At 64.9% G+C, this 12,400-nt stretch carries 13 protein-coding genes; 7 read left to right on the top strand and 6 right to left on the bottom strand.

Translation table 11 applies throughout. From position 1 onward, the window contains the following. The first annotated feature begins 18 nt into the window (after nt 1-18). From J2S32_RS09555 to J2S32_RS09545, 3 genes are all read left to right on the top strand, one after another. Nucleotides 19-597 (top strand): cob(I)yrinic acid a,c-diamide adenosyltransferase, encoded by a 579-nt coding sequence (locus J2S32_RS09555; protein WP_253520526.1) that lies wholly within the window; start codon nt 19-21, stop codon nt 595-597. A gap of 67 nt (nt 598-664) precedes the next feature. After that, nucleotides 665-1,537, top strand: a complete 873-nt coding sequence (locus J2S32_RS09550) for a 3-hydroxyacyl-CoA dehydrogenase NAD-binding domain-containing protein (RefSeq protein ID WP_253520524.1) — start codon at nt 665-667, stop codon at nt 1,535-1,537. A 268-nt stretch (nt 1,538-1,805) separates the two neighbouring features. After that, complete coding sequence (locus J2S32_RS09545) at nt 1,806-2,144, top strand: hypothetical protein (protein ID WP_253520522.1); 339 nt, start codon at nt 1,806-1,808, stop codon at nt 2,142-2,144. On the opposite strand, the gene J2S32_RS09540 is transcribed toward J2S32_RS09545, so the two are convergent. The 3 genes from J2S32_RS09540 to mutS are packed head-to-tail and all read right to left on the bottom strand — an operon-like array spanning nt 2,141 to nt 5,647. Beyond that, nucleotides 2,141-2,551 (bottom strand): YidH family protein, encoded by a 411-nt coding sequence (locus J2S32_RS09540; protein ID WP_253520520.1) that lies wholly within the window; start codon nt 2,549-2,551, stop codon nt 2,141-2,143. The genes J2S32_RS09545 and J2S32_RS09540 overlap by 4 nt on opposite strands. A 37-nt stretch (nt 2,552-2,588) precedes the next feature. After that, complete coding sequence (locus tag J2S32_RS09535) at nt 2,589-2,996, bottom strand: hypothetical protein (RefSeq protein ID WP_253520517.1); 408 nt, start codon at nt 2,994-2,996, stop codon at nt 2,589-2,591. A 26-nt stretch (nt 2,997-3,022) separates the two neighbouring features. Continuing rightward, nucleotides 3,023-5,647: a DNA mismatch repair protein MutS gene (gene mutS / locus J2S32_RS09530; RefSeq protein WP_253520515.1), complete on the bottom strand. Its 2,625-nt coding sequence runs from the start codon at nt 5,645-5,647 to the stop codon at nt 3,023-3,025. Between the two features lie 113 nt (nt 5,648-5,760). On the opposite strand from mutS, the gene J2S32_RS09525 reads away from it, so the two are divergent. After that, nucleotides 5,761-8,022, top strand: a complete 2,262-nt coding sequence (locus tag J2S32_RS09525) for an NADP-dependent malic enzyme (RefSeq protein ID WP_253520513.1) — start codon at nt 5,761-5,763, stop codon at nt 8,020-8,022. Further along, nucleotides 8,019-8,414, top strand: coding sequence for a hypothetical protein (locus J2S32_RS09520; RefSeq protein WP_253520511.1), 396 nt, complete (start codon nt 8,019-8,021; stop codon nt 8,412-8,414). Before J2S32_RS09525 ends, J2S32_RS09520 begins: the two co-directional genes overlap by 4 nt. A 9-nt stretch (nt 8,415-8,423) precedes the next feature. On the opposite strand, the gene J2S32_RS09515 is transcribed toward J2S32_RS09520, so the two are convergent. After that, nucleotides 8,424-9,098 carry an SDR family NAD(P)-dependent oxidoreductase gene (locus J2S32_RS09515; protein ID WP_253520509.1) on the bottom strand — a complete coding sequence of 225 codons (675 nt, stop codon included), beginning with the start codon at nt 9,096-9,098 and terminating at the stop codon, nt 8,424-8,426. A 198-nt stretch (nt 9,099-9,296) separates the two neighbouring features. Here J2S32_RS09515 and J2S32_RS09510 point away from each other — a divergent pair, with 198 nt between their 5' ends. Continuing rightward, complete coding sequence (locus J2S32_RS09510; RefSeq protein ID WP_253520507.1) at nt 9,297-9,902, top strand: outer membrane protein; 606 nt, start codon at nt 9,297-9,299, stop codon at nt 9,900-9,902. A 238-nt stretch (nt 9,903-10,140) separates the two neighbouring features. Here J2S32_RS09510 and J2S32_RS15840 read toward each other — a convergent pair whose 3' ends face one another. Both J2S32_RS15840 and J2S32_RS09500 read right to left on the bottom strand, forming a co-directional pair. Continuing rightward, the gene (locus tag J2S32_RS15840) at nt 10,141-11,322 is read right to left on the bottom strand and encodes a type II toxin-antitoxin system HipA family toxin (RefSeq protein WP_207790961.1); all 1,182 of its coding nucleotides are present in this window, start codon (nt 11,320-11,322) and stop codon (nt 10,141-10,143) included. Between the two features lie 75 nt (nt 11,323-11,397). Beyond that, nucleotides 11,398-11,622 carry an XRE family transcriptional regulator gene (locus tag J2S32_RS09500; protein WP_008601437.1) on the bottom strand — a complete coding sequence of 75 codons (225 nt, stop codon included), beginning with the start codon at nt 11,620-11,622 and terminating at the stop codon, nt 11,398-11,400. A 504-nt stretch (nt 11,623-12,126) separates the two neighbouring features. Between J2S32_RS09500 and J2S32_RS09495 the strand changes: the two genes are divergently transcribed. After that, entirely contained in the window at nt 12,127-12,342 is a 216-nt protein-coding gene (locus J2S32_RS09495) for a hypothetical protein (protein ID WP_251104441.1), read from the top strand. Nucleotides 12,343-12,400: the final 58 nt, after the last annotated feature.

Below are 12,400 nucleotides of genomic sequence, written 5' to 3'. Positions count from 1 at the left end.
CCGGACGGCCGCCGCAGCATGGTCAAGCTCAACAAGATCTATACCCGCACGGGTGATGACGGCACCACCGGCCTCGTCGATGGTTCGCGCCTGCCAAAGCACGCCGCGCGGATGGAAGCGATCGGCGCGGTCGACGAAGCCAACAGCGCGCTTGGCTTCGCCGCGGTCGCGCTGGCCGATGGCGAATTCGCCGCACCGCTCTATCGCATCCAGAACGATCTGTTCGACCTTGGCGCGGATCTGGCGACGCCTGCGGGCGAGGACGACGATTTCGCGCCCTCGGAAATGGTGCTGCGGATCGTCGCGGCGCAGGTCGCATGGCTCGAAAGCGCGATCGACGATGCCAATGCCCGGCTCGAACCGCTGACCAGCTTTGTCCTTCCGGGTGGGAGCGATGCGGCTGCGCGGTTGCATATCGCCCGCGCCTCCGTCCGGCGAGCCGAACGCGCGATGACGGCGATGGCGGCGCAGATGCCCACCAACAGCGAGGCGCTGGCCTATATCAACCGCCTGTCGGACTATCTGTTCGTGCTGGCGCGGGTCGCCAATGACGATGGGCGGGCAGACGTGAAGTGGGTGCCTGGCGCCAACCGCTGAGGCGCTAGCCAGCGCTCCGCGCCTTCGCTAGTGCAGCGCCGTTGCTGCAGACGCGAAGGAAATTTCGATGAACAATACGGTTGCCATCATCGGTGCGGGCCAGATGGGCTCGGGAATAGCGCAGACCGTGGCCGCGAACGGCATCGATGTGCTGCTGGCCGATGTCAGCCTGGAGGTCGCCGAGCAGGCACACGCCGGGATCGACAAGGCGCTGGGCAAGCTGGTCGGCAAGGGCAAGATCGAGATCGCCGATGCCGAGGCGACGCTGAAGCGCATCACCCCGGTCGCCGATTACGCGCCGATGCAGGACGCCAGCCTGATCATCGAGGCGGCGACCGAGAAGGAAGCGATCAAGCAGGCGATCTTCGAGAAGGCGGGCCAGTACCTCGCCGCCGATGCCATCATGGCCTCGAACACCAGCTCGATCCCGATCACGCGCATGGCGAATTATGCGCCCGATCCGGCGCGGTTTATCGGGCTGCATTTCTTCAATCCGGTGCCGGTGATGAAGCTGATCGAGGTCATCCCCGGCCTTGCGACCGCGCAGGCGACCACCGACAGCACCACTGCCTTTGCCGAGAGCCTGGGCAAGGAAGTGGTCCTGTCGCAGGACGAGCCCGGCTTCGTCGTCAACCGCATCCTGCTGCCGATGATCAACGAAGCGGTGTTCGTGCTGGGCCAGTCGACTGCCGGGATCGAGGATATCGACAAGGGTTGCCGCCTCGGCCTCAACCACCCGATGGGACCGCTACAACTGGCCGATTTCGTCGGGCTCGATACCTGTCTCGACATCATCATGGTGCTCTACAAGACCACCCGCGATGCCAAGTACCGCCCCGCGCCGCTGCTCGTGAAATATGTCGAGGCCGGCTGGCTCGGCCGCAAGACGGGCCGCGGGTTCTACGATTACACGGGCGAAGAGCCGGTGCCGACCAGGTAGTTTGTGGGTGCAGGAAGCGCGTTCGCGCTCCCCTTGCGGCTGCACCGGCCCACACCCCCTCCCGGCCACCCACCGCACGGTTTTTTATGGGTGGCCGGGAGGGGGTGTGGGCCGGTGCCGTAGGTCAGGACGGATGTCCTGACCGCACGCTACAAAGATTCGGGACGGCCGCGGGCTGGTGCCGCCAACATCACCGGGCGCCCACTACCCAAACTCCGCAGGAACCCTGCGCCCGTGCTCTCCGTTGGTCAGGCAAAGGAGACTACGCATGACCGACAAGAAGGTAAGTAGCCAGGAGGAGCGCCAGGCCGACCTCGCGCCCGAAACGCATAACGACGAGCAGGACGATCATCGCAACCAGGCGCAGGAAGTGTCCGAGGAAGCGCAGAACCGCGAGACCGGCTCGCCGACCGAGAGCATCAAGGGCGACAACAAGAGCGACCTGATGGGCGATTCGACGCAGGACACCATCGACCACATGCGCGACATGGAAAGCTCGGGCAGGATCGACATGTCGGCCTATCGGGGCGAACCCAACCATGACGACAATGTCGACAAATACGGCAAGTCCGCCAAGCCCGACGGATTGCGCGGCGACGGGACCTAAGAGGTCAGGCTGCCGTCATTGAGGATCCACAGACCCGCGGTCAGGATCAGCGCGCCGGCGGCAATCGCATAGGCCAGCACACGGAAGTTCGGGGTCGATACGGCCTCGAACTTGTGTGCGCTCAGCTTCTCCATCGTATGACAAGCGCGCCGCTGCGCGGTAATCGCCAGCCATCCGCCCGCGAGGATGAATACCGTCGCAATCGCCTTGGCCAGCCAGGGCGGATCGAATGCGCCGAACACCGCCTTGAACCCCAGACCGATGCCGATCGCGGCGAAAGCGGTGCGCATCCACCCCGCGAACGTACGCTCCAGCGCCATGATATTGCGGTCTTCCGCAAGATCGGTGCGCAATTCGGCCCATTCGGTCGACTTGTCGGGATCTTCGGGGGGATCGTCCTGCGCCATAGGATATCAATCGCGGATCGCTGCGCCGGTTCCGCGCTTACTCGACGATCTCGGGAGGGGGCTCCCGGTCTATCACCACACCTGACGGCGGGACCGAGGTTGACGTGTCGATGGTCGGTGCGGCGTCGTTGATCAGATAGCTGTCATCGAGCGGGGCGGGAGTGAACGGTGCCGGTTCGGCGGGGCCGGAGGTCTCGCTCTCGGCGTACCATGCGGATAGCGACGGGTCCGGCCCCCGCCGTGCCGGTGGTGGCGGCTCGGGGCTGGATGAAACGACCTCTGTCTGGCGCGGTTCGCCATAGCCTGCATCGCCCGGTGCGCCGTCGCCAAGCTGGCCGATCAGCCCGGGGTCGTCTTCGCCGCCGACCAGCAGCAGCACGGCGAGCAGGAAAAGGCCGACCATCGCCAGCTTCTTCAGCACTCCCGGAGGCAGTCCGTTATCCATAGCGGCGCACCCTATACGAAAGCCGGTTAAGTGTCCGTTTCGCTCGCCTGCGCCTTGAGTGCATAGAGCGTATCGAGCGCCTCACGCGGCGAAAGCGCATCGACGTCGAGCGTCTCGAGCGCGCTCCGCACGGGATCGGGTTTGTCGTCCTGCTGCTGCGCGGTCGCCGCGAACAGCGGCAATTCACCCAGCCCCGCGGCGAGCCCGCCGGTCTGCTCGCGGCCCTTTTCGAGCTTGTCGAGCACCGCGCGCGCGCGTTTGATGACCGGGGCGGGGACCCCCGCCAGCTTGGCCACCGAGAGCCCGTAGCTGCGATCCGCCGCGCCCTTGGCAAGCTCGTGCAGCAACACCAGGTCGCCCTTCCATTCGCGGGCGCGGACATGATGCAGGGTCAGTCTGTCGCAGGTGTCCGCCAGCCGCGAGAGCTCGTGATAATGCGTTGCGAACAGGCAGCGGCACTGCAAATTCTCGTGGACCGCCTCGACCACCGCCCACGCAAGCGCCATCCCGTCATAGGTCGAGGTGCCGCGGCCGACCTCATCGAGGATCACGAAGCTGCGCGCGGTGGCCTGGCTGAGGATCGCTGCGGTTTCGACCATCTCGACCATGAAGGTCGAGCGACCCCGTGCAAGGTTGTCGGACGCGCCGACGCGGCTGAACAGCCGGTCCGCGAGCCCGATGCGTGCGGCGCGGGCAGGTACGAAACTGCCTGCCTGTGCCAGCAGCATGATCAGCGCGTTCTGCCGCAGGAAGGTCGATTTACCGCCCATGTTCGGCCCGCCGATCAGCCACAGCCGGTCGTCGCTCCCCAGCAAGCAATCATTGGCCACAAAGCGCTCGCCGCCTTGCGCCAGCGCCGCCTCGACCACCGGGTGCCGCCCGCCGGTAATCTCCAGACAGGGCTCGTCGAGCATTTCGGGCTGGGCCCAGTCGCCCTCAACCGCGCGCTCGGCCAGTGCCGCGGATACATCGATCCGCGCCAGCGCCGCCGCGGTCGCGGCAATCGCTTCGCGCGCGGCCACTACCTCGCCGACAAGCGTTTCGAAATGTGCTTCCTCGGCCGCTAGCGCATGCGCGCCGGCCTCCGCGATGCGCGTCGCTTCCTCGTGCAGGCCGAGCGAATTGAAGCGCACTGCGCCCGCCATGGTCTGGCGGTGGGTAAAGCCGCTGTCCGCCGCCATCAGCTTGTCGCCGTGCTTGGCGGGCACTTCGATGAAATAGCCGAGCACCTTGTTGTGCTTGATCTTGAGCGAGGGAGTGCCGGTTTCTTCGCGATATTTCGCCTCGAGCGCGGCGATCGCCTTGCGCGCATTGCCCGAAGTCTCGCGCAGCGCGTCGAGCGCGTGGTCGTAGCCGCTCGCGACATAGCCGCCCTGGCCGCGTTCGGTGGGCGGGGCGGGGACCAGCGCGCGGGCCAGGTGGTCGACCAGCGCCGCATGTCCGCCCAGCGCCTCGCACATCCGCTGCAGCAGCGCGGGCAGGTCGGCGCTTTCGCTCAGCATCGCGCGCACCCGGCGCGCTTCGGCCAGCCCGTCGCGGATCTGGCCCAGATCGCGCGGACTGCCGCGGCCCGCGACCAGCCGCCCCAGCGCGCGCCCGATATCGGGCGCCTGCCGCAGCACCGCGCGCAGATCGGCGCGCAGCAGCGGATCGGCGTGGAAATGGTGGACGCTGGCCAGCCGTTGTTCGATCGCGCCACGATCCGCCAGCGGGGCGGACAGGTCTTCGGCCAGCTGGCGCGCGCCCGCGCCGGTGGCGCAGCGGTCGACGCAGGCGATCAGGCTGCCCGTGCGCCCGCCGCCCTGCGCTTCGAGGATTTCGAGGCTGGTCCGCGTTGCCGCATCCATCGCCAGATGCGCGCCCGTCCCGCGCGCGACCGGTGGCAGCAGGAACGGCAGCGTCCCGCGCCCGGCATGGTCGAGATAGGCGATCAGGCCCGCCGCCGCGGCCAGCATCGGGCGCGAAAAATCGCCCAGCCCGTCGAGCGTGGCGATCCCGTGGATCGCCTTGAGCCGCGCCTCCCCGTCCTCGCTGCGGAAATCGGCGCGCGGTCGGGGGATCATGTCGGCGGGGGCGGCATCCCAGTCATCGGGGGCGACCATCTCGCTCGCGCCCATCCGTGCCAGCGCTGCATCGAGCGCGTCGGGGGCGCATTGCTCCAGCTCCATCCGCCCGGTCGAGATATCGCAGGATGCCAGCCCCACCCCGTCGCGCACCGGGGCTACGGCCACCAGCAGATTGGCGCGCCGCGGTTCGAGCAGCGCTTCCTCGGTCAGCGTGCCGGCGGTGACGAAGCGCACGATATCGCGCGCCACCAGCGTCTTGGACACCGGGGTCCCGTCGCGCCGGGCGCGTTCTTTCGCTTCCTCGGGCGTCTCGGTCTGTTCGGCGATCGCGACGCGGCAGCCGCCCTTGATCAGCCGGGCGAGATAGCCCTCGGCGGCATGCACCGGCACGCCGCACATCGGCACCGGTTCCCCGCCATGTTCGCCGCGCGTGGTGAGCGCGATATCGAGCACCCCCGCTGCGACCCGCGCATCCTCGAAGAACAGTTCGAAGAAGTCGCCCATGCGGTAGAACAGCAGCGCATCGCCCGCCTCGCGCTTGAGCGCGAGATATTGCTGCATCATCGGAGTGGGCGTGTCGGCCATGGCGCCGGACCTAGCGAGCGCGCGCGCGATTGGGGAGTCGCCGCGGCCCCCTTTCCCCTATGACTTCGCCGCGCGAGCGGTTAGGGGCAGGGGGCAGCGAGACGAGGACACCCATGGCCGACGAAAAATCCGCTTTCACCACGCGTGAGGCGTTGTTCTATCACGAGACTATCCGCCCGGGTAAGATCGAGATCATCGCCTCCAAGCCGATGGCGAGCCAGCGCGATCTGAGCCTGGCCTATTCGCCTGGCGTGGCGGCACCGGTCGAAGCGATCGCTGCCAATCCGGCGGATGCGGCACGCTATACCGCGCGGTCCAATCTGGTCGCGGTGATTTCCAACGGCACCGCGATTCTCGGCCTCGGCAATCTCGGCGCGCTGGCCTCGAAGCCGGTGATGGAAGGCAAGGCGGTGCTGTTCAAGCGCTTCGCCGATGTCGATTCGATCGATATCGAGCTCGATACCGAGGATCCGGACAAGTTCATCGAAGCGGTCGCGCTGATGGAGCCGAGTTTCGGCGGTATCAATCTGGAAGACATCGCCGCGCCCGAATGTTTCATCATCGAACAGGCGCTGCGCGAGCGGATGAACATCCCGGTCATGCATGACGACCAGCACGGCACCGCGATCATCGCCGCCGCGGGCCTCATCAACGCCTGCCACCTCACCGGGCGCAAGCTCAAGGATGTGAAGATGGTGGTCAATGGCGCGGGCGCCAGCGCGCTTGCCTGCACCGCGCTGATCAAGGCGATCGGCGTGCCGCACGAGAACGTGATCGTTTGCGACCGCAGCGGGCCGATCACCCCCGGGCGCGACAATGTCGACCAGTGGAAGAGCGCGCATGCCGTGCCCACCAAGGCGACCAGCCTGGAAGAGGCGCTGGTCGGTGCCGACATCTTTCTCGGCCTGTCCGCCGCAGGCGCGCTGAAACCCGAATGGGTCGCCAAGATGGCCGACAGGCCGATCATCTTCGCCATGGCCAATCCCGTTCCCGAGATCATGCCCGAAGATGCCAAGGCGGTGCGCCCCGACGCGATCATCGCCACCGGACGCAGCGACTATCCCAACCAAGTCAACAATGTCCTCGGCTTCCCCTTCATCTTCCGCGGCGCGCTCGATGTGCGGGCGACCGCGATCAACGAGGAAATGAAGATCGCCGCCGCGCATGCCATCGCCGAACTCGCACGCGAACGCGTGCCCGACGAAGTGGCGGCGGCCTATGGCGTGAGCCACCAGTTCGGCGAGGAATACATCATTCCCGCGCCCTTCGATCCGCGGCTGATGGAAGTCGTCTCCAGCGCGGTTGCGCAGGCGGCGATGGACAGCGGCGTCGCGGAAGCCCCGATCGAGGATTTCGGCGCCTATCGCCTCGCGCTCAAGGCGCGGCTCAATCCCACCACCGCGGCGCTGACCAATATCTACGAACAGGCCAAGGCCAATCCCAAGCGCGTGGTCTTCGCCGAGGCGGAGGAGGATGTCGCGCTGCGCGCGGCGATCCAGTTCCGCGATTTCGGCTATGGCGAACCGATCCTCGTCGGCCGCACCGAGAAGGTGCTCGAGAAGCTGCGCGAATTGGGCGTGGACGATCCCGACGACTGGATCATCGAGAATTCGGCGCTGTCGGACAAGGTCCCGGCAATGAACGACTATCTCTACAAACGCCTACAGCGCCGCGGCTACACGCAGCGCGACGTGCAGCGGATGGTCAATCAGGAACGCAACGTCTTCGCCGCGCTGCTCGTCGCGCTCGACCATGGCGATGCGATGATCACCGGATTGACGCGGACCTATGCGCAGACCGCGCGCGAAGTGGCGCGGGTGATCGATCCCAAGCCCGGCGCGACGCCGTTCGGCATCCACATGATGATCGGCAAGAACCAGACCACCTTCCTCGCCGACACCACCATCAACGAACGCCCCAGCGCCGCCGAGCTGGCGCATATCGCCAAGGAAACCGCTGCGGTCGCTCGCCGCATGGGGCACGAACCGCGCGTCGCCTTCATGTCCTATTCGACCTTCGGCAATCCCTCGGGCCAGTGGCTGGGCAATCTGCGCGATGCCGTCGCGCTGCTCGATGCGGACGATGCGGTGGATTTCGAATATGAAGGCGAAATGGCGCCCGATGCCGCGCTCAACCGCAAGGTGATGGAACTCTATCCCTTCAGCCGCCTGTCGGGGCCCGCCAATGTGCTCATCATGCCCGGGCTGCAATCGGCCAATCTGTCGGCCAAGCTGCTGCGCGAGCTGGGCGGCGAGACGATGGTCGGCCCGATGATGATCGGCAGCGAGAAGCCGGTGCAGATCGCCCCGATGACCGCGATCGCACCCGACCTGCTGACGCTGGCGGTGCTGGCCAGCGCGGGTATCGTGGGGTGAGACTGGCCGCGCCGGCGCTGGCGTATTTCGGGCTGGTGTTTGCAATCGGCTTCGGACTTGGCGTGGTGCGGATGTTCTGGCTGGCGCCGCAGGTGGGCGCATTGATGGCAGGCGTGATCGAGCTGCCCGTGATCCTGTTCGCATCGTGGCTGGTGGCCACCTGGCTCGTCCGGCATTTCGCGCTGGCGCCGGGACGCCGCGCGCTCTCGGTCGGGGCGCTCGCACTGGCGCTGCTCCTGCTCGCCGAACTGGCACTAACGCGCGCCATGGGCGGGACGGTTGCCGCCTGGCTTGATGGGCTGGCAAGGCCGGAAGGCCTGCTGGGCCTTGCGGGGCAAGTGGTTTTCGCACTCATGCCGCATCTGGCGGCGCGAAGGTCGTCCGCGGCCTAGCGCGGCCTGTCAGAAAGGCAGCGTCTTGCCGCTATAGTCGAGGTAGCGGAACCCGCTTTCGGCCCCTGCACCCTCTATCACATCGGCGATCCCTTTGACGCTTTCCGCCACTGTCAGCGTGGCTTGCGGGCCGCCCATGTCGGTTTGCACCCAGCCAGGGTGAAGCGCGATCACGCCGATCCCGCGCGGTTCGGCCAGCTGCACCGAAATGCCTTTGGCCAGCATGTTGAGCGCCGCCTTGCTCGTGCGGTAGAGCTCGAACCCGCCGGAACTGTCGGCGATCGAACCCAGCTGTGAGGACATGACTGCCAGCGTGCCGCCATCCTTCAGCGTCGGGAGCAGCGTCTTGGCCGCGCGGGCCGGACCGAAGGCATTGGTCATCATGATCTCGGCCACGTCCTCGGTGGTCGCCTGCATGGCGTCCTGGTGCCGCGCCCCGCCGATCCCCGCATTGATGATGATCGTGTCGAGCTCTCCCGCGCCGAGGCCGAGGTCGGCATAGCTGTCGGGGTCGGTCACGTCGCAGGTCACGATGCGCAGCGCATCGCACTCCAGCGCGTGCAGATCGTCGCCATGCGAACGCTCGCTCGCAACGACACCCCAACCGCGTGCGAGGAACTCCTCGACGAGGCCAAGCCCGATCCCGCGCGATGCCCCGAGAATGAATACCGTCCTGTCCGCCATGTTTTGCTCTCCGTTGGCCCTTGTGCCTTGTGCGGCAGGCTAGCTCGCCTTTGGGCGGCTTGGCAAAACCCTTGGTCGAAAATTCGCCCCATCCGTCGCTGTCATGCGTCGCGCCGACCCGCGGTTCATCCGCGCGCAAGCGCGGCTTCGCCAAGCGGCCTGACCGTGCACCCCCCAACGCACGCGAAAGGAATCGAGATGAAAAAGACAATCGCAACGCTCGCCATCGCCACCGGCATGCTGGCCGTCCCTGCCATGGCGCAGGCCCAGAACACCGCGCCGGGCGGCTTCTACGTCGGCGCGCTGGCCGGCTACGAGGGGCTCAATGTCGATTCGGGCGACGGCAGCGTCAGCGCCGATGCCGATTCGGCGGTCTACGGCGTTACTGCCGGCTACGACCTCTCGCTTGGCAGCGCCTTCGTCGGCGTCGAGGGCGAACTGTCCACCAGTGGCGGGTCGACCGAATTCCCCGACAGCTTCGGCGGTGCCCGCGACGGGCTTGATGCCGATGGCCAGTATTACATCGGCGCGCGCGCCGGTTTCGCGGTGACCCCGGGGATCGCGGCCTATGGCAAGGTCGGCTATACCGCGCTCGACACCAAGGCCTTCACCAGCGCCGGATCGCTCGACGATCTGGAAGAGAATGCCAGCGGGCTGCGGTTCGGCGGCGGGCTGCAGATCCAGCTGCCCGGACCGCTCGAAGGCCGGGTCGAATACCGCCGGTCGCAATATGACGACATCGGCGGCGATTTCGGCGATGCGACAACCGACCAGGTCGTGGCCGGGCTCGGCCTGCGCTTCTGATCCATAGTCGGTGCCAACCGGCATGAGGGAAGGCCGTCCGGGCGACCGGGCGGCCTTCTGCTATTTGCGGCGGAAGCGGAAATACCAGACCTTAGTGATCATACTATCATAATACACTGATATATAATCACTAATCAGCATTTTTTGATCCCTGTTTTTTCGACTAGCAATCACCGGGTAATCACCATGCCAAATTTGGTAAGCACGCGCCGCCATGAACGGATTTCTGCGATTGCGATCATGATGCAGGCGCTGCCAATCGGAAGCAGGTTGCGAAACGCTTGCGGTCAGCCGCGCTTATCCCAGCCTCCGTGAACAGCTGTTCCCACCGTGTCGCTACGGTTCTGCTCATGTTTTCGGCGATTGCTTTCGCGTCATCATGGCTGAGGTCGAAGACCGCGGCACCGGCGAGAGCATTCTCGATCGTTGCATTGCGGCCTTCCGGCCCCACGCCGAGGACGAGCCGTCGCTCCAGTCCCAGCTGCGGTTTCGGCACTACATCGTAAAGCGGCGATAGCCGCCAACCCTCACCATCGAACAGGAAGCCATGATTACGTAGGTGATCATCATCATTCGTGACGAGGATATTGAGCAGCATTCGACGAAATAGCTCATGTAGATCCTGGCGCACTTCGGTTCCGAATTGCCGGATCGCTCCTGCGAGATCCGCATAGCTGAAGCTGCTGACCTCGCTCTCATGCGCCCCCAGCATTGTGAGCCCCGAAGCAAAGGGCCTGCGTTCCAGCCAGTTGCCGTGAGGAATCCGATCGAACCGCTCGATCAGATAGATGTCGCGATCAAGGACACAGCGGAAGTCGAGTGGCGGAACGTCGAGACCACACTCGCTGGCAAGCCGCATTGTCGCTAGTTCGACCCTGCATTCGGGAAAGCTGTCTCCCCGCTTCTGGAATTTCGCGATCCAGGGTTGGTCGCCGATTTTTGTAGCAGCCTTCGGCCGGGCGCCGCCCAGAGATGATCCGGCTGCCAGCAAGGCTCTTAAGTTCTCGTCGAGTTCGTCGACATGCTGCGCGCGTTCGGCGGCTTCCGCTAGCTCTGCGAGCGTGAACTCTTCGCCCGGAGCAGGGCCACCCCCCCATGGCGTAATTCTCTCCGGCTGGGCGGATGTCGGCCCAAAGGCGAGCGCCCCTACACGATGTTCGCCCGAGGCCAGAATGAGATCGATTTCGCTCGGCAAGCGATCGCCCATCGCCTTGTACATCAGGTATTGGCCCCAGCCATCGGGAGCAGCATCCCGAATGCCACCGAACACGGCAAAGCCTTCTTCCGTCCTGAACGTTCGAGAAGTTCCAGCTTCGTGCAACGGTAGAGCTACAGGATCGACCGGAATACGGTCAGTGCGTTCCAGATAACGCCGCCCGTAAGCGAAGGTAGCAAACTGGTTGCGCGGTTCGTCGGTCATCGTGAGAAGGCCTGCCGGAACAGGCCCCTCCTCTAGATGCACGAAGACATAGGTGCGGATGGTCGTCACGGCTTGCTAGAAATCCAGATCATCGTCGCTGACAGCGTGGGTCTTTTGGGGCAGGCGGGACAAATCCTCGCTGATGCCAGCCCGGTCACTGTCTGGGGTTACCAGCTCGGCAAGGCGCTGTGTCATCCCAAGGACATGCAGGGCGCTCGCCAGAACCGCGAGGCCCACGGTAGGATCCCCCGCTTCGAGGCGTTGCAGCGTTTGAACCGAGACGATCATGCGCTCGGCCATTAAACGCTGAGGAAGTTTTCTCCGGCGGCGAGCAAGGGCGATATCCTTGCCTAGCCGTGTAATCGCACGTTGGCTCTGGGGCGGTAGTCCGCTAGCAGCTCGAGACGAACGGGGCATGGCCCGATATATGACATATCATGCGAAATTCCGCAAATAGAAATGATATGTCATGTTTTTTTGCTCTTTCGCTTGAAGCAGATTTACCGAAGGAAGATGCTTCAACGCCTCCTGCACGAGGCTTACAATGGCCATGGCTGAGTGGAGAGGCGCTGGTGAGCGGTCGCTAGGCCGTGGCTTGACCATTGTACTTCAAAAGTCGCTGTGCAGTTGCACGAATTGTCTCGGCGACTATATCGCAAACGTCACGCATGTCGGCACAAGCCGACAGCCTCGGAAGAATTCCGAGGTCCCGTCCTCCAGTTGGAGGTTAACCGGCGGACCCTGCAAAGGGTTCGCCGAATTTCGTTCGAACGCTCTCGCAGGTCCAACCCGATGGAGCATCGAATGCATTATTCAGACGAGGAAATCGAACGCGCGAAGACATTATTCGCTTGTGAGGCAGGTAAGGCCGGCCATGACAGAATGGCGATTGCAGCGATGGCCGGAATGAGCAAGCCCAGAAAAATCAGCCATATCACTCATCTGCGGACTTGGCGTGACTACCTTCCGAAGGCGCGACGCGCTTTACAGAAGGAAAGATCGGATCGAAATTCTCGATAGGGGGCGCAAGTTATCACATGATCTGAACTGACCCAGACATGGGGCAGCAATAAGAATC

The organism is Qipengyuania citrea, assembly GCF_024171405.1.
Lineage (GTDB): Bacteria > Pseudomonadota > Alphaproteobacteria > Sphingomonadales > Sphingomonadaceae > Qipengyuania > Qipengyuania profunda.
Note: the sequence above shows the minus strand (reverse complement) of the source record. Positions and strands in the feature narration are given on the sequence as shown.

Coding starts and splice junctions, on each gene's coding strand:
- mutS (WP_253520515.1), bottom strand. CDS start 5,647: ATGGCCGACACGCCCACTCCGATGATGCAGCAATATCTCGCGCTCAAG.
- J2S32_RS09495 (WP_251104441.1), top strand. CDS start 12,127: ATGCATTATTCAGACGAGGAAATCGAACGCGCGAAGACATTATTCGCT.
- J2S32_RS09535 (WP_253520517.1), bottom strand. CDS start 2,996: ATGGATAACGGACTGCCTCCGGGAGTGCTGAAGAAGCTGGCGATGGTC.
- J2S32_RS09500 (WP_008601437.1), bottom strand. CDS start 11,622: ATGGCCGAGCGCATGATCGTCTCGGTTCAAACGCTGCAACGCCTCGAA.
- J2S32_RS09510 (WP_253520507.1), top strand. CDS start 9,297: ATGAAAAAGACAATCGCAACGCTCGCCATCGCCACCGGCATGCTGGCC.
- J2S32_RS15840 (WP_207790961.1), bottom strand. CDS start 11,322: ATGACCGACGAACCGCGCAACCAGTTTGCTACCTTCGCTTACGGGCGG.
- J2S32_RS09515 (WP_253520509.1), bottom strand. CDS start 9,098: ATGGCGGACAGGACGGTATTCATTCTCGGGGCATCGCGCGGGATCGGG.
- J2S32_RS09540 (WP_253520520.1), bottom strand. CDS start 2,551: ATGGCGCAGGACGATCCCCCCGAAGATCCCGACAAGTCGACCGAATGG.
- J2S32_RS09525 (WP_253520513.1), top strand. CDS start 5,761: ATGGCCGACGAAAAATCCGCTTTCACCACGCGTGAGGCGTTGTTCTAT.
- J2S32_RS09545 (WP_253520522.1), top strand. CDS start 1,806: ATGACCGACAAGAAGGTAAGTAGCCAGGAGGAGCGCCAGGCCGACCTC.
- J2S32_RS09555 (WP_253520526.1), top strand. CDS start 19: ATGGTCAAGCTCAACAAGATCTATACCCGCACGGGTGATGACGGCACC.
- J2S32_RS09550 (WP_253520524.1), top strand. CDS start 665: ATGAACAATACGGTTGCCATCATCGGTGCGGGCCAGATGGGCTCGGGA.